The sequence below is a fragment of the Marinobacter nanhaiticus D15-8W genome, assembly GCF_036511935.1.
Lineage (GTDB): Bacteria > Pseudomonadota > Gammaproteobacteria > Pseudomonadales > Oleiphilaceae > Marinobacter_A > Marinobacter_A nanhaiticus.
Map to the genome: position 1 here is coordinate 1,347,895 of NZ_AP028878.1, position 23,828 is coordinate 1,371,722.

The window sequence follows — 23,828 nt, forward strand, 5'->3', positions numbered from 1 at the left end:
ACCTCCATGTCGCCAGCAATGACCGCTTACACCTTCAATGCAGCAACCACATCTCCCCCTGTCAAAGAAACCCCGAGTTTCTGTCCGGTGTTTAATCGTTCTGCGCCAAGACCTTCACGCTAAGCAACCTACCTTTATAACCGCCGGTTCCAATGACAGGCACAATTCGTCTATACACGGCATTGTTGTTTTGCTGTCAGTGCCTTATCTTTCAGTTCTAACTGAATACGTCCTTTATTCTCCTAGTGAATATAGAGATTCCGAGCCAACAGGGAGCCCTGTCCGCTATGCCGAATGCTATTCTCTCGACACTCAAGACCCGCAAAGCCCGCTGGTTCAGCGCTATTGCGCTGGCTTTCTCCCTGACCGGGCCTGCCTCCGCCCAGGAGACACAGATACTGAATTCCTCCTACGACATCGCCCGGGAGCTGTTCGCCGAATACAACGTCATGTTCCAGAAGCACTGGAAAGAGGAGACCGGTGAAACGGTCGATATCCAGCAGTCCCACGCCGGTTCCTCCAAACAGGCGCGAGCCATCCTGCAGGGCCTGGATGCAGACGTGGTCACCTACAACCAGGTGACTGACGTGAACATCCTCGCCGAGCGCGGAAACCTGATCCCGGACGACTGGGCCTCTCGCCTGCCCAACAACAGCTCGCCCTACTTCTCCACCATGGCGTTCCTGGTCCGTGACGGTAACCCCAAGAACATCCAGAACTGGGACGACCTGATCCGCGAGGACGTCGAGCTGATCATGCCGAACCCGAAAACCTCCGGTAACGGCCGCTACACCTACCTGGCGGCCCTTGGCTATGCCCAGGAGCAATTCGGCGACGACCAGGAGAAGATCGACCAGTTCATGAGCGACCTGCTCGGCCACGTGAAGGTCTTCGACTCCGGCGGCCGCGGCGCCACCACCACCTTCGTCGAGCGTGGTCTGGGCGACGTGCTGCTGACCTTCGAATCCGAGGTCAACAACATCCCCGAGCTGAACCCGAGCAAGAACTTCGAAGTGGTTGTGCCGAAGGTCAGCTTCCTGGCGGAATTCCCGGTGGCCTGGATCGACAAGAACATCGAGAAGAAAGGCACCGAGAAGGTCGCCAAGGAATACCTGGAATACCTCTACTCCGAAGAAGCCCAGCGCATGCTGGCCGGCTTCAACTACCGGGTGCACAACGAGACCGTCAAGAAAGAAGTGGCTGACAAGTTCCCCGAGCTGAAACTTCTGCCGATCGAAGAGATTGCGGGTAGCTGGGAAGAGGCCATGGAAACCCATTTCGCCAGCGGCGGTAAGCTCGACCAGCTTCAGCGCCAGCGCTAAGGGATTCCCATTTGATCCATGGCCACCACTGACGTAACGGAGCGCCCGGCCAAACGGCTGAGCGCTTCTGCCACCAAACGCGTATTGCCGGGGTTCGGACTGAGCCTCGGCATTTCGCTTTTCTTTATCAGCCTGGTTTTGCTGCTGCCCATCAGCGGCCTGATCATCCGAACCGCGGGCATGGGGTGGGACCAGTTCTGGTTCGTCATCACTGACCCGCGTGTGGTGGCCTCCTACAAGGTCACGGCGCTCGCCGCGCTCGCCGCCTCCCTGTTCAATTGCGTATTCGGGCTGCTGATGGCCTGGGTACTGGTGCGCTACGAGTTCCCCGGCAAGCGTTTACTGGATGCCATCATGGACCTGCCGTTCGCTCTGCCGACGGCTGTCGCGGGCATCACCCTGGCGACGCTATTCGCGGAGAGCGGCTGGTACGGCCAGTACCTCGCCAAGCTGGGTATCGAAGTCGCTTACACGCCCCTGGGCATCGTAGTCGCCATGGCCTTCACCAGTGTGCCGTTCGTCGTGCGCACGGTGCAGCCGGTACTGGAAGAACTGGCCCCGGAAGACGAGGAAGCGGCCATGAGCCTGGGCGCCTCCGACATGACCGTATTCCGCAAGATCCTGTTCCCCACGTTGTGGCCTGCCGTAGTGACCGGTGGCGCATTGTCGTTTGCTCGCAGCCTCGGTGAATACGGTGCCGTCATCTTCATTGCCGGCAACTCCCCCTACATCAGCGAAGTGATCAGCCTCATGATCTTCGTGCGTCTTGAGGAATATGACTTCCCGGCGGCCAGTGCCATCGCCGCCGTGGTCATGACGGTTTCGCTGTTGTTGTTGCTGGCGATCAATGTCTGGCAGGGGCGCTACCTCAAGCGCCTGCACGGGGGTTAGGGTATGGCGACCACCAAGCATCGTAGAGTCGGGGATAGCCCGCTCGTCCGCCGCACGCTGATCGGCGTTGCCACCACGCTGACCGTGCTGTTCCTGTTCATGCCCCTGGTACTGATCTTCATCCAGGCGTTCGCCGAGGGCTGGGCGGGTTATATCGGTAACATCTTCGATGAGTACACGCTCGACGCCATCGGCCTGACCCTGTTCGTCGCGCTGCTCACCGTGCCGCTGAACATGGTGTTCGGTGTGTTCCTGGCCTGGCTGGTGACCCGGTTCACGTTCCCCGGTCGCAAGCTGCTCGCCACGCTGATCGACATCCCGTTCGCCGTGTCGCCGGTGGTGGCGGGCCTGCTTTATCTTCTGCTCTATGGCAGCAACGGCTGGGTTGGCCAATGGCTGGGCCAGTACGATATCCAGCTGATGTTCTCCTGGCCGGGCATTGTGATGGTGACCGTGTTCGTGACCTGTCCGTTCGTCGCGCGGGAACTGATCCCGCTGATGCAGCAGCAGGGCAGGGAAGAGGAAGAGGCGGGTGTGGTGCTCGGTGCTTCCGGCTGGCAGCTGTTCCGCCGTGTCACGCTACCGAATATCCGCTGGGCGCTGATCTATGGGGTGATCCTCACCAACGCGCGCGCGGTGGGTGAGTTCGGCGCTGTGTCGGTGGTTTCCGGCAATATCCGCGGCGAGACCAACACCCTGCCACTGCACGTGGAGCTGCTGTACCAGGACTACAACATTGCCGGTGCCTTCGCCGCCTCGTCACTGTTGGCGGGCATCGCGCTGATCACACTTGTCGTGAAGGCCATCGTCGAATGGCGTCAGAGCCGACTTTAAGGGTTTTCCATGAGTATCGAAATCCAGGGCATCAACAAGTTTTTCGACAACTTCCAGGCGCTGCACGACATCGACCTGACCATCCCCGATGGCCAGCTCACCGCGCTGCTGGGCCCGTCCGGCTCCGGCAAGACCACGCTGCTGCGCATCATCGCCGGCCTGGAAACCCCGCAGCAGGGCAAGATCCTTTTCAGCGGCCGGGACGTCACCCAACTGCACGTACGCGACCGCCGCGTGGGCTTCGTGTTCCAGCACTACGCCCTGTTCCGCCACATGACCGTCGCCCAGAACGTCGCCTTTGGCCTGGATGTACTTCCCCGCAAGGAACGCCCCAACAAACCCGAAATCCGCAAGCGGGTGAAAGAACTGCTGGAGATGGTCCAGCTCGACCACCTCGCCAACCGCTACCCGGCGCAACTCTCCGGCGGCCAGAAGCAACGCATCGCACTCGCGCGCGCCATGGCCATGCGCCCGGAAATCCTCCTGCTGGACGAGCCTTTCGGCGCGCTGGACGCCAAAGTCCGTAAGGACCTGCGCCGCTGGCTCCGCAGCCTGCACGACGAACTGCACTTCACCAGCGTGTTCGTCACCCACGACCAGGAAGAAGCCCTCGAACTCTCCGACCAGGTGGTCGTCATGAGCAACGGCCGCATCGAACAGGTCGACTCCCCGCTGGAACTCTACGCCCGCCCGGACAGCCGCTTCGTGTTCGAATTCCTCGGCCAGGTCAACGTACTCTCCGGCAAGATCAGCGAAGGCACCATCCGCCAGGGCGACGCCTGGGTGCGCCTGCCCGAAGGCTGCGAAAACGACGACGCCCAGCTCTACCTGCGTCCCCACGAAGTGCGCCTGACCCAGGAACCGACTGAGCATGCCCACCTGCCGTTCCGTATCGAAGCCATCAGCCTAATTGGGGCGGAAGTGCGTGTGGAACTCAAGCCCGACGGTTGGGACTGTGAAGAGCTTTGGGAAGTGGGAATCAGCCACACCGAGTTTAATGCCCGCAGGCCCCAGCGTGGGGACCGGTGCTATGCCGTGCCGGATGTGGGGCATTTGTTTTGTGAGCATGTGGGGGAGCCACGGACGTTGGAGTGGCGGTGAGGTAGGGACGCTGCTCCCGGAATAGAGAAGCTTTTGGCGCCAGCGTTTTGCTGGCGTTTTTGTTTATGGTTGTTGGGATTGAAAGACGGTATGTCGGGTTTGTTGACGTAGGGTTTTGGGCGGGCTAGGTTTGGGGTTCAGCGAACGGGTTCGTAAAAGTGCGGGACTTGTTTGTTAATTGATTGAATTAGAGTGGTTTTTAAAATTGTAGGGTGGAGTTATACGCCATTTGGTATGAGCTCTGGGGCGTATAACTCCGGTCGAATTGTTGAGTGGCCTCTCTTAGGTGTTTGTTTTTGTGGGTAAATATAGGTTACTTGAGCGAGGCTTGTTGGAGTTATACGAACCGGTGTTATACGAACGTGTTCGTATAATTGGCCGTTAAATTTCAGCACCAGCCAACCTATGAGCGATGAAATGGAACCACTGAGCAAGCGTGAATCGGATCTCATCCACGGCATGCGAGACCTGCACCTGAGTGGTGTAGAAGCAGTGTCTCCAGATCTCCCAGAATATTCGGAAGTGCTTTTCCGAGATGGATTCACGATCGAGAAATACAACGACACTGTACCTGGATTAGTTGAGAAAGGACTTGTCTTGGTGATCTACGATTCACCTAGGGACGGTCCCGTTCTGACACTCATGCAAAAAGCTCTAGCCGGATTCGGGGGCAGTGGTCAGAACCGAGCAACTTAACAATCGCGTGTACCCGGACTGGTTTTCCGCTGGCGCTACAAACCAGCCCGTAACGCGGGCGTTTATACGGCACCGCGCGAGCATCTGATTTTGCACCAAAGCGGGATTATATTGCCTTTCCAAACTCCCTAATAACCTTCCAGATGGTATCGTTCCAATATTAGTTAAAACTCACAAAATGAGAAAATGAAATTGATTAAAACTGACTGGGATATATTTAAAGCAAAATTTTCAGAAAATCCACAAAATGCTTTTGAGTGGATGTGTTATCTACTTTTTTGCAATGAATTTAGTGTGAAAACTGGAATTTTTCGTTATAAAAACCAATCGGCGATAGAAACCAATCCAATTTCCTCAAATGGAGATAATGTTGGTTGGCAAGCTAAGTTTTATGATGGCGCATTATCTAGCCACAAAAATGAAATAATAGAAACTATTACAAAAGCGAAGCGTGATTACCCTGATTTAAATAAAATAATCTTTTACACAAATTCGGAGTGGGGGCAAAGCAAAGGAAAGGAACCACAAGGAAAAATAGAAGCAGAAAAAAAGGCAAAGGAAAATGACTTAGAAATTGAATGGAGATGCTGTAGCTTTTTCGAATCGCCGTTTGTTGTCGATGATTGTAGCCGGATCACTTCGTACTTCTTCACTCAATCTGATAATTTATTTGGTCTTTTGGAGTCGTTTGAGTCTCATGCGGGTGCAATTCTGGACGATATTGAAACTTCTATAACATTTGGAGACGAAGATTTTTCAATCAATCGCTCTAATATTATATCTCAAATCGAAAATTCAGGTTCTAGCGCATTAATTATACGTGGCGAAGGTGGCACAGGGAAAACAGCTCTAATAAAAGAGCTTTATGGAAATAAGAGGGGGGATGATGCCTTTTATGTCCATAAGGCGACGGAATTTTCTGTTAACAACTTGAATGAGTTCTTATCGGGTGTTTTTTTAAAGGATTTTATTGAAGCACATGAGGGGGCCGAAAATAAAACAGTTGTCATTGATTCAGCGGAACACCTAATTGCTCTAGAAAATACTGATCCCATTAAAGAGTACCTATCCAGCTTAATCAAAGCCGGATGGAGGGTGTGGTTCACCACGAGAAATACCTACCTAGATGATTTGATTTTTCAACTATATGAAGTGTACAAAATTACCTTTAAGTCAGTACATCTAGAAAAACTGAACGAAGATGCATTATTCGAGCTTGCAAAAAAACATGATTTTGTCATCCCTGATGACAAAAAGCTCAAATTGCTCATATTGACTCCATTTTATCTCAGAGAGTATTTGAGGCATTATCAGGAAAACAAAGGCGCAGACTACTTTGAATTCAAAGAGTCTTTATGGCCAAGAGTCATAACAAAACGGTCCCCGCAACGAGAACAATTCTTTATACATCTTGCCGAAGAAAGAGCTAATTCAGGAAGATTTTTCGTCATCCCAGGTTCTAGCTACTCAAATGAAACGGTAGAAAAAGCGTTGGTTTCCGATGGAATAATTAGCTATGAGTCCGCTCGTGGATATTTTATCACCCATGATATTTATGAAGAATGGGCGCTCGATAAATTCGTCGAGAGTAACTTTTTATCCTCAGAAAATGCAGAAATATTTTTTGATAGAATACAACAGTCTTTGCCCATAAGAAGAGTTTTCAGGCGGTGGCTATCAGAGAAACTTAGCGTGGCTAACGAAGAGGTTAGCCATCTTATTGTAGAAACCTTGTCATCGCGCAAAATATCTAATTTGTGGAAAGATGAAGTGCTCGTTTCTATGCTTCTATCCGACTATTCCGATTATTTTTTTAACGTTAATAAAGATTCACTATTGGAAGACGACTTTCGGCTTCTCAGACGGATATGCTTGCTGATAAGAATAGGATGCAAGGAGATAGATAATAGCTTTTTTGATAGGCTTGGTGTGAGAACGCCAGATATTTTATCAATGGAATATGTAATAACCAAGCCGAAAGGAAGCGGATGGAAATCGCTTATCAAGTTCATCCATGACAACCTCGAAAAGATAGGTGTTAATAATCTCAATTTTGTATTGCCCAACCTCTACGACTGGAACAGCCACAACAAGTCAGGCGACGCAACTAAATATTCCAGCCTAATTGCATTATCGTTTTACAAATCAGTAATCGAAAACAACGTCTATATTAGGGATGATGGTTTTTTCAAGCAGCTAATCCTCACCATTCTGTATGGGGTAGGCGAAATTAAAAGTGAACTTGAAGCAATCGTTGGTGAAATAATTCAAAATAATTGGAGGCGACATAACGACCCCTATCATCTAATGAGTGACTTCATTTTAAAGAAAATGGAATGCTTTAATGTTGCTATGGAAATTCCGGAAAAAGTAATCGCTCTAGCCAAATGCCTTTGGGTGTATGAACAACTAGAAAACGAGGATTATTTTTATGGATCAAGACTAGAGATAGATCATGAATTTGGTGTTGAGAATGGACATCAAGACTATTTCCCCGCCAGTGCTTATCAAACACCCATATACGCCCTGCTACAAGCCAATTTAGAATCAACATTAAACTTCATTATCGACCTAATAAATTATGCTTCAAAAAAATATGCAGATTCCAACCTTGATAAGGGTCAGATTGAAACAGTAACACTGTTACTAGATGATGGGAATAAAATTGATCTGCCCATTTCGAATCGTCTTTGGTGCATGTACCGAGGTACACAGGTAAACCCTAATTTATTAGAATCAATATTAATGTCACTAGAACGTTTTTTTCTTGAGAGAGGAAAAAACACCAAGGCTCAAACGCTAGAATATTATCTAAACTATATCCTATCTAGATCTGAATCTTCTGCACTCGTGGCAGTTGTTGCAAGCGTTGTATGTGCGTTTCCTGAGAAAACATTCAATGTAGCTAAAATTCTATTCAGAACAAAAGAGTTTTTCTTCTATGACACATCTCGAATGATGCTTGATCAAACACATAAGACTCAGCTTACTTCGCTGAAAAATTTTAGCATAAATCAGATAAATCAATATCACGAAAATGAAAGGATAAGCGCCTGCGACCAAAAACACCGGAAACTCTCATTAGAAAGCATTGCGCTTCACTACCAGTTTTTTAGATCAGAGGAAGTAAGCGAGGAGGAGTCAGAGAAAAGGCTTCAGGAAGTTTGGGAAATCCTTGATGTTCACTACATGGATTTACCAGATAAAGAACAAGAAAACCATCACGATAAAACATGGCGTTTATATTTAGCCCGTATGGACAGAAGAAAAATGTTACCTGAAGTGAAGGAAGTAGAGGATGGTATAGCAATAGAATTCAATCCAGAGATTGATCCAGAGCTTAAGGAATATAGTGAAACGTCCCAACGAGAAGCGAGCAAGCCGTTTACACATTCCGGTTTAAAGGTTTGGGCTGATAGCAGGCTCTATAATAAAGATAACTACAAAAAATATGAATCATATGAAAATGATCCGCTGGCTGCTTTGGGCGAGGCAAAAGAAATATGGAATCAACTTTCAGAAGGCAACATGGGTGAGGCATTACTGTTTGATCGAGCCACACCATCGTATGTATGCGCCGTGTTATTGCGGGATTTTAAGGAAAAATTGGAAAAAACCGAACTAGATTTTTGCAGGGAAGTCATATTTGGATATACAGATATCGTTAACAATGATGATTATAGGCACCAGATCGGCGACGGTCTTGTTCCTGCGTTATTTGTACTCCCAAGATTGATAGAAGATTTTCCGGACGAAAGACTAACTATCAAGCTGCTATTAATCAAAGCATTAATGAGGCAAGATCCAATATCGATGATGGGAATGGACAGGATAAATTCAGTAGCCATTCAGGCTGTTCATCACTTATGGAAGAATGAATCTGAGTTCATGAAGTCGCTGTACATTGGGTATTTGGTAATTGCTCAAAAACATAGAAATGTTCGGGATCGTTTAAGACAAGAGGCATATAAGCAGAACAAATATGAAATTAGCGGCAATGAATTTGAGCGGGAATTATTTAAAGAATTAGAGAGTGTAGTAAGCAGTATCGAAGATGAAACCATAACGGAATCCGCAATAGACAACATTGAAAGTATAGATAAGGATATATTGATAACTGCTTTTCAGCTTGTACCATTGGATGGCGAACACAAGAAATCAGTACCGTTTGTCGAGGAAATTATTAGGATAATATCACAACAATTGCTTTCACGAGACAGAGAAGACCGGCTTGATTATACTTCCAGATATGAATTTTTAAAGCACTATGCCCATTTTATCCTTCATCTAGAGAATAGCGAGAAGGAAAAATATCTTAAATATTTTACCGATAATTTTACCTTGGGTGAAAGTGTGGCAGATTTGTTAAATGAATTCGTTAGCGCTGAAGACTCATTGAATATGTCGGACTCATTTTGGTATGTTTGGAACCGATTTAAAGGCCACATCGTTGATTCAATAAGAAATCAAGGTTGGAGGCATGATAAGGAGCGCGTAGTCGAATCTTTTTTGTTTGCAAGAATCCCTTGGAAGGATGAAGCAAAGACATGGCATACATTTTCGCCGGAGAATAGAGCGTTTTTTAGTGATTTAAGCGGTAAGATAGGTGGTGAATCATCCTTTATATATAGCATCTCTAAACTCCTTTGTGGCATAGGAAGTGAATTTTTAGATGATGGTATTTATTGGATCAGCCATGCAATAAATACCTTTGATATCGACTTATCGCACGATAAATCAGGAAATACGATATTTTTCTTGGAAAGATATATGAGAAGATATCTATTCAAAAATCATGACAAAGTTAGACGAACACCAAATTTACGGGCGCAGTCAATGGTGGTTTTGGATTTTCTGGTTGAGCAATATTCAATTACTGGGTATCTCCTAAGAGAGGATGTAGCCTAGCTAAAAACATTGTGGCCGAAATTTACCGAAAAACTAAAGCCCTCGATAAAATACGAAGAATATATTATCTGGGATCAATAGGGTCAGAGTCCTTTGATTCAAAACCGAAGCCTTCATACAATTCAACACGAAACCAATCTTGGAAAAGGAATTCCAGATGGCCCGTTTACCACGTCCCTATCTCCCTGGGTGCGCTCAGCACCTTATTCAGCGCGGCAATAATCGCACGGCGTGCTTCCACGACGACACAGATCACAGTGCCTATTTGGCTTTTCTGAAGGACGCGGCGGAGCAATACCGCGTTTCCATTCATGCCTTTGTGCTAATGACAAACCATGTCCACCTGCTTGCAACCCCTCAAAGTGAAACAGGGGTTTCCCGGATGATGCAGGCGCTGGGTCGTCGCTATGTCCGGTACTTCAATCACGTTCATGGTCGTACCGGAACACTTTGGGAAGGGCGATATAGGTCGACGGTCGTTGATACCGAAACCTATTTGCTGACTGTCTATCGCTATATTGAACTTAATCCCGTCCGGGCCGGCATGGTTGAGCATGCGTCGGAGTATCCCTGGTCGAGTTACCAATACAATGCCGTGGGGAAGGCGATCCAGTTGGTTTCTCCGCACCCTCAATACTTGGCACTTGGATGCAAACCGGCCGAACGTCAGGCGCAATGTAAGCGTTCATTCCACGACGTAGTTGACCTACTTCACGTCACGGAGAGGCCTTAATAACTCCGGCGAGACCTTGTACTGTTTCCTGCCATCCTCACCCAGCACGATCACACTCTTGCGATTGATTTTGGTGACGATCCCCAACACCGGTCCTTCCCGGCCTTCGAAGGTCACTTTCAGGCCAACCCGCAATTGACTCAAGGCATGCAGGGTTTCTTGTTCTTGCAGTTCATCAATTCGCTGGCAGATGGTCTGGTTCAGTTCCAGCAACTGGTCGATGGTCATGTCCTCAATGCGCACGGACGTTGGCCTCCGGCTGTTTGTTCTGTCGGTCAGGGTGGCGTGGGTCGATCAGCGCCCGTAGCGGATTGTCGGCGAACCGGGGTTTCCAGAGTCGGGGCGTCAGGTCGCTGACTTCACGGGCCGGGTGCTGGCTGATACGTTGCAGCACGTCCACCAGATACGTGTACGGGGTAATATCGTGCAGCTTGCAGGTGCTGATCAGGCTCTGGATGACGCCCAGGTGTTCCGCGCCCAGTTCGGTCCAGCAGAACATCCAGTTTTTCTTGCCCATTGGAATGGGGCGTAGTGCTCGTTCCAGGTGGTTGGTGTCTGGCTGCACATCCGGGTCTTCCAGGAACACGGTCAGGCTCGCTTCACGGCTGAGCACGTAGTTCAGGGCTTTGGTCAGCGAATCGCTGGGCACGAGGCCGCCTTGCGCCAACTGATCCCGGCACCACTGGAAGAAGTCGCTGACCACCGGTTTCGAGTGATCCAACCGGTACTGGCGTTTCTTCTCGCCAGTCAGCCCCTGGGTTTTGATGGCCTCTTCATTCCGGTACACCGTGGCGATCTGTTGCAGCGCGTCGGTGACTATCTCCGGATGATCCTTCTGCGCCTCGATAAAGTAACGGCGACTGTGCACCCAGCATTGGGCATGGGTGACGTTTTCCTGGGCGGCGGCATAACGGGCATAGGCCGCGTAGCCGTCACTGATCAGGGTGCCGCTGAACGATTCGCTGAGTACTTCTTCGATATGGGCACGCCCACGGCTGTTAGAGTAAGTGAACACCACCTCGTCGGCATCGCCATACAGCGGCCAGAACCAGCCGGATTTCATCTTGCCCTTTTGCGGGCCGGCCCGGCCCTGATGACCGGCCTTGATGGGCGTTTCGTCCATGGCCAGTACCCGACTGCGCAGTACGTTGTCGGTCTGGGCATCCACAATGGGGCGCAGCAGGTCGATGGCACGCTTGACCAGATTGGTCAGAGTGCTGCGACTGACGGTGATACCGGCCTGTTGGATACGCTGGTGCTGGCGATACAGCGGCAGATGGAACTGGAATTTGTCCACCAGCAACCCGGCCAGCAGGCTGACATCGGCCAGGCTGTTGTCCAGCACGTTGAACGGAGCCGGTGTCGTGATGAGCTTCTCGGTGCCCTTGCGCCGGAACACCGGGCGTTCGCACTTAAGCACCACATAGCTGGAGGCCCGCTGGGCCAGCCGGTAGGTGGTCTTGCTGCCGATCACTTCGTACTGGTCAGCCTCCGGCCCGGTCAGTTCCGGTGGCAGGTGTTCAATGACCTCCACCGGCACATCGGCGGTGAAGCGCAGGCCGGTGTCGTTCAGGCAGTCGTCGTCCCGCTGCTTCTTACCGGTACCACGCTGATAGGCTTTAACCGTGCGCTTTTTCTCTTCCGGTGGGTTCTCCGGAACCGGTGCATCGCCTTCCTGGAACAGGCTGTTCTGGCCCGGCAGGTCAAATGCCTGCTTCTCGGATTTGGGGCCGAACAGCTGCTTCTTGAACCAGTCCAGCTGGCGCTGAAGGGTCTGGACCTGCTCACGCAGCAGTGCATTCTCCTCGGCCAGAGCCGAGGAGGACGATGCATTGGGAGAAGGAGCAGAAGCCGTTGAATTCATGACCGATATTATACCGGAACCCGGCCTTCTATACCCCTCGAAAACGCTTGAACTGGCGGTATTTCTGCACCTCAATGCCATCGATCAGCAGTTGCAGATCCGTCAGCGTCAGGGCTCGCTGACCGGAGGCAGATAAAGGCACCCGGAACTGTCCCTGCTCCAGGCGTTTGGCCCACAGGCAGTAACCAGTGGTCGTAAAATACAGCATCTTCATCTGAGTTTTACGGCGATTGACGAAGACGAAATACTGGCCGCTGAGCGGGTCGTGCTTCAACTGATTCCGGACCAGGGCGCTCAGGCCCCGGAACGATTTGCGCATATCGGTGGGCTCAGTGCACAGCCAGATCCGGGCCTGACTATCGAGCCCGATCATCCGTTCTGGCTCAGCCGCAGTTCCACGCCGTTGCCCAGGCTGAGCACAATGTTCCAGCCGGGGCCGGAGGATGGAGAGTTGCCCATCAACGACGAGAGATCCAGAAAATCGGCTTCACCGGGACCTGACGACTCATCAGTCGACGGGTCGGACAGGCGCTTGCGCCAGTTACAGAAGCTGGCGTAACCGATCTTCTCCTGTTTACAAAACTGCGGTGCTGACAAGCCGCTGGCGCGCTGCTGATCAACCAGGGTCTGCCACTGTTCTGGAGTACGGTGCTTTCTCATGGGGGTAACCTCGTATCGGGAAATGTGAGGTTACTGTAGAGCGAATCTCAGCGGGGTGGCAGAACGTCGCGGAATGAACGCTTACGGCGCAATATCGATCACTATTTAACGGCAGGATGGCGGAGCGGGAACTCGAGGAGATCCGTGAAGCAACTAATAAGGCTTGGGTTTTGGGCAGTGATTCCTTTAAGCGGCATTTCGAAACGGTCAGCGGGCGCAGCGCTGTCGCGAGCAAGCGGGGAGGTGATCGGCGATCTAAGGAATATAAATTTGCGACTGACCAAGTACTCTGACCCTATTGATCCCCTCTGACCCTATTGATCCCCAGAAAAACAAGGCGTCGGCTAGCCCGCTTCTTCGACAACCGGTGTTGACGATGTGTAAAGGATCTCACGCGCCGTCTCCAACACCATCGCTGGCGTTATACCGAAGGAACCGTCCCCCAACTTAACACCACCCGGTACGTACAGGTGGTGGTGATGACTGAAAATCGTTGAGGGCGACCAACTGATCGGATTCATGGGGCCGAAAAGGGCCAGCGTAGTTGTTTTCGTTGTCACGGCCATGTGATTGAGACCGCTGTCGTTGCAGATCAGCAGCCGACACCGCTTGACCAGGGCAACCCCTTCTTCAAGCGACGTGGGCGGCGCCATAACGGCTCTCGTGGTCATCAGCCGGGCCATGGTTTCCGCGTCCTCTTTCTCTTTCGGTGCCCAAAGCAGAACTACACGCAAACCGAGTTCGGTCTGCACCTGATCGGCCACAGCCGCATAGTAGTCAGTTCGCCATTTCTTGCGTGCCTGTCGGCTGCCAGGGGCAATTACCACGAACCGGCCATCACGTAGATCCTGAGCGTAGAGCCATCGATCTATGGCCCCCTGGCAGTCGTCTGGTATGGGAAAGTACAACTGAAAGGGCTCCTCCTCGATACCAAGGGGCTTAAGAATGTCGAAACGGCGGGAGGCGGTATACCGCTTGGGGGCACGAGAGGCCTTGATGTTGTAAATCCAGCTCAACGCCCGTTCGTCATAGCCCAGGCGGAAACGCGATCCACTTAACAGGACGAGGTATTGCGAGGATGGTTTGTTCTGGGAGTCGATAATCAGGTCGTACTTCTCGGCTCTTAGGCGTTTAACAAGCCCCAGGCGTTCCATGAGATAACGCAGCCGGCCCCCTTGAGATTCGGGAATGGTTACCAGCTTGTCGATAAAGGGATGCCTCACCGCAGATTTGTGGTACGGCTCCTTGATCAGGTAATGCAGCTTCGCGTTGGGGAAGAATCGCTTGACGGTCTCGAAATAAGCTGTGGTCAGCAAGCCATCCCCGAATGGTCCCAATCGTATGACGAGTATTTTGCGGATCGTATTCTTGTCGAAACCGGGTGGGAGCGAGTGGTCACGAGCGGCCAATTGATGGATTCCTGATTGAACCTACAAACTTGATAGGGACGTTGAAAACTTAGAAACGTTAACAGGACATCCGCCAGACGGGCCACCTTCCTATACTCTGTGTATAGCCATTTTTAGGTGCCCGTACAACCGGGGTTAGTTCAGAAACATAGAACCGCAGGGTTACCTTTCATGCTGGCGCTGGCGTCAATCTGACGTCAGCGTCCCAGGATGGCCCTGCGGCGAGAGGCTAAACGTTAGCTCTGTGGTTTAATCAGGTATTTCTCACCGGTGGCCATTTTGCCGTAGGCCGAGATGGCGTCCAGTTGTAAAGCACCGGCCAGGGATACCTCATGGGTGTAGTGGCTGGCGAACGTGGTTTTGATCTCGGCGGCTACGCGTTTGCGCATGGCGATGTTGGTTTCCGTGCCCAGTTTTCCTAGTGCATTGAACAACAGATAGCCGTTCACACCCCAGGCAAAACCAAAGTTGCGGTTCAATGTGATGGGGCCGCGATCGAGACCGCCATAGATATAAACCTGTTTGTAGGTGTCCGATCCATACACGCTGTATTCCGTGATGTTGCGAGAGATGGCCGCTTCCATGCAAGTGAGAATATCGCTGGCCATCCGTCCGCCACCGATTGGGTCGAAAGCGATGGTAGCGCCGGTGTCGATCAGTGCCTGGGTCAGGTCTGCCATAAAGCTGTCTTTACTGGAGTTGACCACGTATTTGGCACCCTGGTCGCGCAGCAGCGCTTCCTGTTCCGGCTTGCGGACGATATTGACCAGGTCGACGCCGTCGGCGATGCAGATACGGTTGAGCATTTGCCCGAGGTTAGAGGCGGCCGCAGCGTGAACGATAGCCTTGTGACCTTCAGCGCGCATGGTTTCTACCATGGATAATGCCGTCAGCGGATTCACGAAGCTTGAAGCGCCTTCTTCTGCGGTCGTACCCGAATCCAGTTCCAGACAGCTTTGAACATTGGCGCAGAGGTATTTGCGGTAGCTACCGCCGCCAATGAACGCCACGGTTTTGCCCATCAGGCGCTGCGCGGCGTCGGATGAGCCTGCCGCGACCACGGTGCCGGCGCCTTCATTGCCCACGGGTATAGGCTTGCCAACTCGCTTTTTAACGGCACCCATGAACTTGGCTGGGACATCGGCGCTGATGACTGGGCGATCGGCGCTACCGGACTGGCTGGCCGTCTTCATATCGGCCGCGCTGAACATCACGCCCAGGTCAGACGGGTTGATAGGGGCGGCTTCGACGCGTATGACCACCTGGTTTTCGCCCGGCTGCGGAACTTCGATCTCGCGCAGGGCAAGTTCCAGTTTATTGTCTTCGCTAATAGTGGACGTCAATTCGATATTGTTGTCTGACACTGTTTTCTCCTGCAAAGATGAAGGGATCCGGTACTTCTCTAGCGGATGTTACCCGATAAAATGAGGGTTACGAAAAAGGACACCCATCCTAAGACCCCCTCCCACACAATAAGAACCGGGACAAATTCATATTATTCAGCCAGCAAGGCTTGAGGTTTGAAGCGACCCTCCCAGGACCGGCACAACCATCCTCGAGGTTGAGAGGCAATTGCACCGGTCGTTATCCGTGCTTCTGCGCTGGCCTTATTGCTGGACTGAATCAAGCGAATTTGTGCTTAATCCTTTGGTTGACGAAAAGGGCGGAGCCAAACCTTCATTGGGTGAATGGTTTGGCTAATCACCGATCTAGGCAACCGCTGGGTCGTGCCGTATTCGGCGGGCCAGTGATCCTTTGGAAAGTGATAGGTATTGAATAGCCAGTCGAACAAGGGCGTGTGGGCGGAGTAATTTGTGTCGATGGCGGGTTTTTCGGAACTGTGGTGCCAATGGTGAAACTGCGGTGTGACCAACACATACTTTAAAGGGCCGAAAGAAAGTCCCAGGTTGCAGTGGATCAGCACCGCCTGTAAAGCGGCAAAGGTCACGTAGAGGTTCAGGGCATCCTGCCCGACGCCCAGCAGGTAGAGAGGCACCATCACCATCGCTCTCTCGGAGAACACCTGGATGAAATGACCCCTGGAGCCTGCAAGCCAGTCGATATTTTCGATGGAGTGGTGAACGGCGTGGATTGGCCACAGCGTTTTGAACTCGTGGTAGGCGCGATGCTCCCAGTAGAGAACGAAGTCGGCACAGATAACAATCACGAGGAATTGAATGGGAAGCGGAACTGACCCGATAAAGTCCTGGGCCGAAGCGCTGATAGCCCAGTCGAAGTGGCTGACATGGTAGTTGGCGAAAATAATAATGGCCGATATCGCCAGATGATTGAACGCAAAATAGAAAAGATCGACGCCCCATTCCGGCCTCAGAATGAGCTGGTCCTTATATTTAGGGAACAGTTTTTCCAGGGTCAGAAAGATCACGATCGAACCGAGAAAAGCGAGGATGAGCCAGTCAACACCGATGGAAAGTTTTCGTGGCTCAACCGGACCAACCGGGATGGAGTACCCGCCAAGAGAAAACGCCACGAGGGTAAAGCAAATGCCCGTCAGGCCGTGGAGCTTATAGCGCCCGTTGTTCTTAAAGAAGGCTAGCGCGCCCAGGATGAGGGACGCGTACATGGCGTATTTCAGAACGATTTGCAGTTTCTCCGCGTCGTACAACTGCCGGAGTTCTGTCGTTGTCAGTAAAGAGGGATACAGATACGCAAAGACGGCAAGCAGGCTCAGGATACCCAGAGTAGCGGACAGGTAGCCGCTAACCCTGCCTTCCCCCAGGCGAAATTCTTTGTCGGGGTTTTTAACGACGATCCTGTCCCGATACTGGTACGGCTCTTCCATATTTTTTGATTCCTGTCTTCCTTGATTAATGCTGGCCGCAATCATACCGGACTATCGGACATTGCGAACCATCTCGACCTTCCACTGGCTTGACAGCCCGTTCGCGATTTTCTGTTCGGCACCGGCCAGTGTAAACATCCCCGTCGATCCGACCTCGCCCGAAGTCAGCAGACGCGAGGTATGGTCTTGCCGGTTGCCCCATACTACGACCGTCGCCTCCAGCTTCGGGCAGGTAAGACCTGACCCTTTGCCGTGCGCGAGTTTAACTGCCCAAAGAATATGAGCTATCGTTACAAGGACGCGGCAGCCCTTCAGTTATTCCAACCGTAGCGAGCGCGAGCGAGGGCTCGAACACATTGCCATCACTTATCAGTGGAGGAGACGTGCGCATGAACCGGTATCTCGCGGGTGCACTTGGTGGATTGCTTGCCACCGTGCCGATGACCATCGCAATGGGAAGGTTGCACAAAAGGCTGCCCCGGGAAGAGCAATACCCGCTCCCACCGCGGGAAATCACCGAAGACGTTGTCGAGCGTATGCCGGTCAACAAGCCCCGCGGTGACACGTCCTTAACGCAGCTTACCCTGGCTGCGCACTTCGCCTATGGTGCGGCTGCGGGAACACTGTGGGGCGCACTCGCACCCAAGAACCAACGGCCCGTGGCCGGGGGTATGGCGTTTGGGCTCGCTGTCTGGGCTGCCAGTTATCTTGGCTGGATACCTGCCGCAAAGGTATTGCGGCCAGCCACCCAACATCCGGCTCGCCGGAACCTGTTGATGCTGGCTGTGCACTGTATTTGGGGCGCTTCTACTGCGGGTTGGACGCGATTACTGACCGAACCTCGTACGCACGGGTTTGCGCGGAAAGCTAACCGCGGGTAAAAAAGTTGTCAGAGCATATGTCTGCGCGCCGACCCAGCACATCCGCTATCAGTGCGGCTTCTGAAGCGTGAAGCGCGACGGATAACGGCTCATGCGCCAGTCCCGGTCGACGCAAATCATATGGCTCTGGAAGGGCCATTCAGGAGGAGCCAAGCGACGTATACAGGTTAGTGATCGCGTCCATTTTTTTCAGAATGGATTCAGTAGTGACCTGGATAACGAAGGGTACATGGCGACCACTCTCGTCCAATTCGAATCCTGACCGTGAGAATTGCCATTGGCTCACCACGTCACTCAGGGCCTGATTGATCTCTTCGGTGTTAAGAGGGGATTGGGTCAGGAGGCCCAGGGCACTGTCGAAGTCTTTCATTGCCAGGGCGAATCCTTCCTCAACGGTCTGGTCGTCGATTCTCCAACTCTTTGCGACGTATAACATGCCGATACGTTGGGACAGCATACGCTGACGCCCCGCGAGATTAATCAGCTCGCCCTTTCGACCGCCAGAATATGTTTCAAACAACTGAACGTTTTTATCGCACAGCTCAAGCAAGCGCGAGGCCTGTTTGATCACGGAAAGCGCCTGGTCACGCTTTGGCTGGCTAATAGCCGACTGACGAAACTGGTTCCACGAGTCGCGAATATCCCCCAGGGAAGCCGTAATTTCTCGTGTAGGAGAAAAGTCTTCCAGCTCGCCGAGGTTTTGTTCGAAAAGCGCGACACTCCCATCCAGCTGCTTCAGTGCCGTGTCTGTCGCTACGTCCTGACCGATCAATAGATAGGACTTGGCGATCCGCTGGGTCAGCATGCGTTGCATTCCAGCCTTGTTGATCGCTGCGTCAATATTCAGTATGTCCGCAGTGCCCGTGGTTGGCGTCAAGAATAGCGTAATCATGACTATTGCGAGCGTTACGAACGATGAAATGATTGCTTGTAACGCGTTCTCGAGGCGTGGGCTGTACGGGCCGTGGTTGCGTCGCATTTTGTGTTCCCTGGTGGATAATGAGCGAGGCTCTTGCGTCAGAAACGTCGTCTGCTTCTGTCTTTCAAGAACCTGACCTTACACTGGGTCCCGGGAACACATCTTTGACGATAATCATGGCGCGGCAGAGCATGGGGATCAGCCCGAATATTTGGTGGCTAATGAATTCGGGAAGCACACATCATTCGCCTGTCGCGGACAGGAGGCAAGTCGTCTCCCTGTACGCTTCCTGTGCAGTTTCAGCGCTGTAATCTGATCGTATGGCTCGGCCCGTATACCTCAACTAAGCTTTCCCTTAGAGTAACGAAGGAAGCCACCAACACATTTCACTAACGCGCTGATACGTAGCACCGAACAACGCTGGAACCGCAGTACGAGGCTCGGCAGTTCTGCCCTCGATATCATTCCATCTGTGCACCGATAGTCCACCCGTTACTGTCCCGGTGGGCTTTTGATCGACATGGCCTATGCGGGCGACACGCCCCGCGAGGATGGATAGGAGGACTTGATCATGCCCGCACACTCTTCATCCAATAATGAAGAACGACGTTCAACACCCTCCGGCCAAACCGAGAACCTCAGCGAGATCTTCAACTCTTTTTTCCATATTGAGGTCGCCTCGAGTGAGGAAACGGTCAACAAGGTCTTTGAGGTCCGGTACCAGGTTTACTGTATCGACAGACCCTTCGAAGACCCCAACCAGTTTCCCGACAAAAGAGAGCATGATGCTTACGACCCCCGCTCGGCGCATGCCTTGATCCAGCACCGGCGGACCGGGGATAGCGTCGCGGTCGTTCGACTCGTCATGGCGGGCGATGACCCGGAGCAGTCGGACTTTCCTATGGAAGGGCCCTGTATGCACAGGATGGATCAGCAAGCACAGGATGCGGTTGCGGCGGCGCCTCGGCAGCACATGGCCGAGATCTCCAGAATGGCGGTCAGCCGGGAATTTCGCCGCCGTCTCAACGAGTATGAATCACCCACGGGTGTTACGGACGAAAGCAGCTACGCCGATGCTGAGGGCGGTAGACGCGCCATGCCCTATATCAGCCTGGGCCTGTTCGCCGCTATCCTGCGGATGTCGGTCAAACACGGTATCACGCACTGGATGGCCGTCATGGAGCCGGCGCAATTGCGATTATTAAAACGTTTTGGTGTGGAGTTTGATCACGTCGGCCCCGTCATGGAGTACCACGGCCTCCGCCGGCCCGCTTTCACCGAGGCGGCCTCGCTGATCGATGGCATTCTCCAACGCCGCCCGGATGTCTGGGAGTTGATCACCGAATCAGGGCGTTATTTGCCCCCGAGACCCGGTAAGCGGTGAACCTCTGCCCCGCTGTGAAATAGACAGTGGGGCAGGTGTCAGAGCAAATAATCGCTAATTGCAGCTGTAACGGAACGCGTCGTCCAGATCCAGCGGTAGCACCAGCGTACTGAATTGTCGGTTGACGCTATCGGTGCACAATTGATTCCGCCGCGAGGCGTCGTTTACGTATCCGTCGAGATATTCTGCGCTCAGTACGGCCTTGTTTGCGTCAATGAACGGCTGCAGTCGATCGCACTCGTCGTACTCAAAGCATTGTTCGTTGACGGCGAAATCGAAGTAATCCACGAGCTCTTCGACCTGGTCGAGGTCATTCTTCAAGCCAATGGCCAGTTCGCGGCTGTGGGCTTCATTAGCCATCCAGCGGTTATAGGCAAGCTGATCAGCCGCGGTGAAAGCGAACCCTGGGTCGTTGATATAGCCATCCATATTATCCGGCTCGACACCGTCACAGCCTTTGCTGACTGCCATATCGAGCCGCTTTTCCATCACGTCGCGAACGTTCGTGCTGCGGATATCCAGCCAGTGTTCGTCCTCCCAGCCATCGAGTGTATGCCCCAGGTCTGCCGGGCTAAAGTCCGCCGCGTCGTCCCTCCATTCTTCATAGGAACCTCCGGAGAAGTAGCAGATCACCTTCTTCCCCGTCGCCTGGATCGATTGTATTAGGGACACCTCAGCGTCAAATAGATCGATGTCGTAGATCTGCACGGCATACCCGGTATTGACGGTGCCCTGTAGCTGCCACTGCCAGGTCACCAGCGGTTTCGGTCGATACCAATCACCTTCGGTGACCGGGTCGACCGCAGGCTCGAGTGGCGTGCTTTCACCTGAATTGCCGGAAGAGGAGCTACCACCCCCGCAGCCTGAAAGGAAGGCCATTAGCACCACGATCTTTACTGCTCTCATAATTCACTGCCGTGATAGATTCGCTGACAGGATTATAGAGTCGAGCCATTGCAAGGATGGTGTTATTTTTGGGGTTCATTACAAAAATACACACTGACGCGAATAGTTAACGTCAGGGCACGTCATTGGGAAGAATTGTTGGAATATGTCAGCGCAAATGACCGTTAGCTTCCGTCAGGCCAGGGATTCGCACTATGCGGAGCGTTTGATCCACCAGAATATGGCTGCTTACTACGCGAAGCTGCAAATTCGCTGGGATTCGGCCTCATTCGAAAGGAATTGGAGCGCTTTTGAGAATTACGAGATATGCGTGAACGGCCAAGCCGTAGATGTTCTTTGTCTCAGCCACGACGACGTCGCCTGCTACATTCGAGACCTTCACGTCGAGCCGGCCTGGCAGGGCCGGGGGCTGGGTACTGAGGCTGTTCACTATGCCACGGGCATCGCGAAGGAATCCGGTATCCGTACCCTGCGCCTACGGGTCTTCGAAGGCAATCCTGCGGTTAGCCTGTATGAGCGTTTGGGGTTCCGCATCGTCAAAAGCGAGGATGATACGCACTATATGCAATGGATGCTCTCACCCCAGGTCGTTCCAGAGTGATTCGGTCAAGGGCACGGCAATCAGTCCTTAATGATGGGCCGCGCTTTTCCAGCAACACCACGAATAAGCATACGAATGATCGAGATTAGACGCCCAAAGGACCTGTCCCGCATACGCCGTCTTGCCCTGGCTGCCCAGGGCCTACTCCATGCGCAGCCCTTTGGGCGTGGGTTGAAGGGGTGCCGGGAGGCGATTCATCACATCGGTTATGTGCAGGTCGACACCATATCGGTCGTGGAGCGAGCGCATCACCACGTTTTGCATTCCAGGGTTCCTGGCTACGACCCAGCCATGACGAACCAGATGTTGGTTGATGGCGACATCTTCGAGTATTGGGCCCACGCGGCGGCCTTCCTGCCCATGGCCGATTATCGCTTCTCGTTGCCCTACAAGCACGCTATCAAAAACGGCCAGACCCACTGGTTCAGAAACCCGGACAAGAAACTCATGGGAGAGCTGCTTGCACGCATAAGGTCGGAGGGGCCGCTCCGTTCCCGCGATTTAGAGAGCGGCGAAGCGAAACGGGCAGGCTGGTGGGATTGGAAGCCAGCCAAGAAGGCGATCGAGCAGCTGTATATGCAGGGCGACCTGATGGTCAGCGACCGTACGGGCTTCCAGAAAACCTATGACTTGACCGAGCGGGTGCTGCCATCGCAGGTGAATACCACATTCCCCACTACAGACGAATTTGCCGCACACCTGGTCGATCAGCAGTTTCGCTGCCATGGGATTGCGTCACTCAAGGGCATCACCTACCTGCGCCGCAATGCCGCTCTTCGCAAAGCGGTTAAAAGGTTGGTGAATGAACGATTGGCAACAGGGGCATTAGAGCAGGTCAAACTCCCGAGCGGCGACATATTATTGGTGGAAGCGGGAGCCCTAGAGCGTCCGATGCCGCGTTTGAGAAACCGCATGCTTATTCTCTCTCCATTCGATAACAGTGTTATCCAGCGAGAGCGGCTCAGAGCGCTGTTTCAGTATGACTATCAAATCGAATGCTATGCGCCGGCAGCCAAGCGCCAATATGGCTATTTTTGCCTGCCGCTACTCTACCGCGATGAGTTCGTCGGACGGATGGACTGCAAGGCCCACAGGAAGGATCGACTGCTGGAAATTAAGTCGCTCCACTTTGAGCAACATCGCTTTGATGAAGCGCTGATCATCGCGGCATTCGTGGAGGCTATCAGAACGTTTTGCCAGTTCCAGGGCTGCGACAGGGTGAGTTTGACTGAGGCCTATCCCAAGTCTTTGGAGCAACGTTTGCGTGATGCATTGGGCTTTCTGGCCTAAGCGATGGGCACGTCGTCAGTAGATTTTCTGGCAATAGTCTGGCCGTGATTTACGGTTGCGTGGTCCGGACGCGACCAGTGGTTCCCGCGTGAATAAATGCCCGGGCGTGGGTTGTTGTTTTTTAGCTCCGGCCCTGGAGCACGGCATAGGCCAAAGAGGACTCAGATGATGGCAGTCATTTGTAGAAATTTGCTGGTTGCTATGTTTTTAAGCGTAGTCGCCGGATGTTCAACCGCCCAGCCTGGTGTGGAAGATGACTGGGTGGGTTTCACCGAAACCGGAAAAGCGTCGTTCTATGCGGACGCATTTCAGAATAGGAAGACAGCCAGCGGTGAACTCTATAAGCATGATCTGCTGACCGCAGCCCACAAGAAGATACCGCTAGGTTCCACCGTAGAAGTGACCAACGTCAGGAATGGCAAAAGCGTCGTCGTCAGGATCAACGATCGTGGTCCCTTTTCTAAAGGCCGCATTATTGATCTGTCGAAATCAGCCTTTAGCCGTATTGGTCGCCCATCCCAGGGTTTGGTTAATGTAGAGATTGAAGTGGTGAAGTCGCCATAGCCGGTGCGAAGGGTTGGATCTCACAGCTCACGCTTCCAGTCGAAGGGCGGCAAAGCAAAGAC

At 52.6% G+C, this 23,828-nt stretch carries 20 protein-coding genes; 11 read left to right on the forward strand and 9 right to left on the reverse strand.

The features are described 5' to 3' along the window. Window positions 1–287: 287 nt before the first annotated feature. The 6 genes from cysP (at window position 288) to RE428_RS06140 (ending at window position 10,485) form a co-directional block, all read left to right on the forward strand. Entirely contained in the window at window positions 288–1,322 is a 1,035-nt protein-coding gene (gene cysP, locus RE428_RS06115; RefSeq protein WP_004581097.1) for a thiosulfate ABC transporter substrate-binding protein CysP, read from the forward strand. An 18-nt stretch (window positions 1,323–1,340) separates the two neighbouring features. Beyond that, a complete protein-coding gene (cysT, locus tag RE428_RS06120) occupies window positions 1,341–2,213 on the forward strand; it encodes a sulfate/thiosulfate ABC transporter permease CysT (protein WP_004581098.1) in 873 nt (290 codons plus the stop codon). A gap of 3 nt (window positions 2,214–2,216) precedes the next feature. Next, entirely contained in the window at window positions 2,217–3,047 is an 831-nt protein-coding gene (gene cysW, locus RE428_RS06125; RefSeq protein ID WP_004581099.1) for a sulfate ABC transporter permease subunit CysW, read from the forward strand. 9 nt (window positions 3,048–3,056) lie between these two features. After that, the gene (locus RE428_RS06130; RefSeq protein WP_004581100.1) at window positions 3,057–4,148 is read left to right on the forward strand and encodes a sulfate/molybdate ABC transporter ATP-binding protein; all 1,092 of its coding nucleotides are present in this window, start codon (window positions 3,057–3,059) and stop codon (window positions 4,146–4,148) included. 882 nt (window positions 4,149–5,030) lie between these two features. Further along, a complete protein-coding gene (gene avs4, locus RE428_RS06135) occupies window positions 5,031–9,752 on the forward strand; it encodes an AVAST type 4 anti-phage nuclease Avs4 (RefSeq protein WP_004581102.1) in 4,722 nt (1,573 codons plus the stop codon). A 139-nt stretch (window positions 9,753–9,891) separates the two neighbouring features. Beyond that, window positions 9,892–10,485 (forward strand): transposase, encoded by a 594-nt coding sequence (locus RE428_RS06140; protein ID WP_205624604.1) that lies wholly within the window; start codon window positions 9,892–9,894, stop codon window positions 10,483–10,485. On the opposite strand, the gene RE428_RS06145 is transcribed toward RE428_RS06140, so the two are convergent. The 7 genes from RE428_RS06145 to RE428_RS06175 form a co-directional block, all read right to left on the reverse strand. Beyond that, a complete protein-coding gene (locus tag RE428_RS06145) occupies window positions 10,459–10,728 on the reverse strand; it encodes a hypothetical protein (protein WP_004578758.1) in 270 nt (89 codons plus the stop codon). The two genes, RE428_RS06140 and RE428_RS06145, sit on opposite strands and share 27 nt — an antisense overlap. Then, window positions 10,718–12,349, reverse strand: coding sequence for an IS66 family transposase (tnpC, locus tag RE428_RS06150; RefSeq protein ID WP_004578759.1), 1,632 nt, complete (start codon window positions 12,347–12,349; stop codon window positions 10,718–10,720). The genes RE428_RS06145 and tnpC overlap by 11 nt, the downstream gene beginning before the upstream one ends. 28 nt (window positions 12,350–12,377) lie before the next feature. Continuing rightward, a complete protein-coding gene (tnpB, locus tag RE428_RS06155; protein WP_004578760.1) occupies window positions 12,378–12,722 on the reverse strand; it encodes an IS66 family insertion sequence element accessory protein TnpB in 345 nt (114 codons plus the stop codon). Beyond that, entirely contained in the window at window positions 12,719–13,009 is a 291-nt protein-coding gene (gene tnpA, locus RE428_RS06160; protein WP_004578761.1) for an IS66 family insertion sequence element accessory protein TnpA, read from the reverse strand. Before tnpA ends, tnpB begins: the two co-directional genes overlap by 4 nt. Window positions 13,010–13,353: 344 nt before the next feature. Beyond that, entirely contained in the window at window positions 13,354–14,325 is a 972-nt protein-coding gene (locus RE428_RS06165; RefSeq protein ID WP_154660752.1) for a glycosyltransferase family 9 protein, read from the reverse strand. Window positions 14,326–14,654: 329 nt separating this feature from the next. Further along, entirely contained in the window at window positions 14,655–15,782 is a 1,128-nt protein-coding gene (locus tag RE428_RS06170) for a zinc-binding dehydrogenase (RefSeq protein ID WP_004581105.1), read from the reverse strand. 275 nt (window positions 15,783–16,057) lie between these two features. Continuing rightward, window positions 16,058–17,221, reverse strand: coding sequence for a sterol desaturase family protein (locus RE428_RS06175; protein WP_004581106.1), 1,164 nt, complete (start codon window positions 17,219–17,221; stop codon window positions 16,058–16,060). Window positions 17,222–17,610: 389 nt separating this feature from the next. Between RE428_RS06175 and RE428_RS06180 the strand changes: the two genes are divergently transcribed. Continuing rightward, on the forward strand, window positions 17,611–18,102 hold the full coding sequence (locus RE428_RS06180) for a hypothetical protein (RefSeq protein WP_004581107.1): 492 nt from the start codon (window positions 17,611–17,613) through the stop codon (window positions 18,100–18,102). Window positions 18,103–18,241: 139 nt separating this feature from the next. On the opposite strand, the gene RE428_RS06185 is transcribed toward RE428_RS06180, so the two are convergent. Beyond that, window positions 18,242–19,081 (reverse strand): type IV pili methyl-accepting chemotaxis transducer N-terminal domain-containing protein, encoded by an 840-nt coding sequence (locus RE428_RS06185; RefSeq protein ID WP_004581108.1) that lies wholly within the window; start codon window positions 19,079–19,081, stop codon window positions 18,242–18,244. Between the two features lie 511 nt (window positions 19,082–19,592). Between RE428_RS06185 and RE428_RS06190 the strand changes: the two genes are divergently transcribed. Beyond that, window positions 19,593–20,405 carry a PEP-CTERM/exosortase system-associated acyltransferase gene (locus tag RE428_RS06190; protein WP_004581109.1) on the forward strand — a complete coding sequence of 271 codons (813 nt, stop codon included), beginning with the start codon at window positions 19,593–19,595 and terminating at the stop codon, window positions 20,403–20,405. Between the two features lie 54 nt (window positions 20,406–20,459). Here the strand turns inward: RE428_RS06190 and RE428_RS06195 are convergent, their stop codons facing one another. Next, window positions 20,460–21,311 carry an endo alpha-1,4 polygalactosaminidase gene (locus RE428_RS06195; protein ID WP_040882543.1) on the reverse strand — a complete coding sequence of 284 codons (852 nt, stop codon included), beginning with the start codon at window positions 21,309–21,311 and terminating at the stop codon, window positions 20,460–20,462. Window positions 21,312–21,531: 220 nt separating this feature from the next. Between RE428_RS06195 and RE428_RS06200 the strand changes: the two genes are divergently transcribed. The 3 genes from RE428_RS06200 to RE428_RS06215 all read left to right on the forward strand — a co-directional run bounded on the left by RE428_RS06200 (window position 21,532) and on the right by RE428_RS06215 (window position 23,766). Then, window positions 21,532–21,912 (forward strand): GNAT family N-acetyltransferase, encoded by a 381-nt coding sequence (locus tag RE428_RS06200; RefSeq protein WP_227500278.1) that lies wholly within the window; start codon window positions 21,532–21,534, stop codon window positions 21,910–21,912. Window positions 21,913–21,987: 75 nt separating this feature from the next. Continuing rightward, complete coding sequence (locus RE428_RS06210) at window positions 21,988–23,202, forward strand: winged helix-turn-helix domain-containing protein (protein WP_004581112.1); 1,215 nt, start codon at window positions 21,988–21,990, stop codon at window positions 23,200–23,202. A 165-nt stretch (window positions 23,203–23,367) separates the two neighbouring features. Then, the gene (locus RE428_RS06215) at window positions 23,368–23,766 is read left to right on the forward strand and encodes a septal ring lytic transglycosylase RlpA family protein (protein WP_004581113.1); all 399 of its coding nucleotides are present in this window, start codon (window positions 23,368–23,370) and stop codon (window positions 23,764–23,766) included. The last annotated feature ends 62 nt before the right edge of the window (window positions 23,767–23,828 follow it).

What these genes read in the sequence shown, in the direction of transcription:
- RE428_RS06180 (WP_004581107.1), top strand. Translation starts at nt 17,611, where the DNA reads ATGAACCGGTATCTCGCGGGTGCACTTGGTGGATTGCTTGCCACCGTG.
- RE428_RS06210 (WP_004581112.1), top strand. Translation starts at nt 21,988, where the DNA reads ATGATCGAGATTAGACGCCCAAAGGACCTGTCCCGCATACGCCGTCTT.
- RE428_RS06195 (WP_040882543.1), bottom strand. Translation starts at nt 21,311, where the DNA reads ATGAGAGCAGTAAAGATCGTGGTGCTAATGGCCTTCCTTTCAGGCTGC.
- cysW (WP_004581099.1), top strand. Translation starts at nt 2,217, where the DNA reads ATGGCGACCACCAAGCATCGTAGAGTCGGGGATAGCCCGCTCGTCCGC.
- RE428_RS06175 (WP_004581106.1), bottom strand. Translation starts at nt 17,221, where the DNA reads ATGGAAGAGCCGTACCAGTATCGGGACAGGATCGTCGTTAAAAACCCC.
- RE428_RS06190 (WP_004581109.1), top strand. Translation starts at nt 19,593, where the DNA reads ATGCCCGCACACTCTTCATCCAATAATGAAGAACGACGTTCAACACCC.
- cysT (WP_004581098.1), top strand. Translation starts at nt 1,341, where the DNA reads ATGGCCACCACTGACGTAACGGAGCGCCCGGCCAAACGGCTGAGCGCT.
- cysP (WP_004581097.1), top strand. Translation starts at nt 288, where the DNA reads ATGCCGAATGCTATTCTCTCGACACTCAAGACCCGCAAAGCCCGCTGG.
- avs4 (WP_004581102.1), top strand. Translation starts at nt 5,031, where the DNA reads ATGAAATTGATTAAAACTGACTGGGATATATTTAAAGCAAAATTTTCA.
- RE428_RS06130 (WP_004581100.1), top strand. Translation starts at nt 3,057, where the DNA reads ATGAGTATCGAAATCCAGGGCATCAACAAGTTTTTCGACAACTTCCAG.
- tnpA (WP_004578761.1), bottom strand. Translation starts at nt 13,009, where the DNA reads ATGAGAAAGCACCGTACTCCAGAACAGTGGCAGACCCTGGTTGATCAG.
- RE428_RS06200 (WP_227500278.1), top strand. Translation starts at nt 21,532, where the DNA reads ATGGCTGCTTACTACGCGAAGCTGCAAATTCGCTGGGATTCGGCCTCA.
- RE428_RS06215 (WP_004581113.1), top strand. Translation starts at nt 23,368, where the DNA reads ATGATGGCAGTCATTTGTAGAAATTTGCTGGTTGCTATGTTTTTAAGC.
- tnpC (WP_004578759.1), bottom strand. Translation starts at nt 12,349, where the DNA reads ATGAATTCAACGGCTTCTGCTCCTTCTCCCAATGCATCGTCCTCCTCG.
- RE428_RS06185 (WP_004581108.1), bottom strand. Translation starts at nt 19,081, where the DNA reads ATGCGACGCAACCACGGCCCGTACAGCCCACGCCTCGAGAACGCGTTA.
- tnpB (WP_004578760.1), bottom strand. Translation starts at nt 12,722, where the DNA reads ATGATCGGGCTCGATAGTCAGGCCCGGATCTGGCTGTGCACTGAGCCC.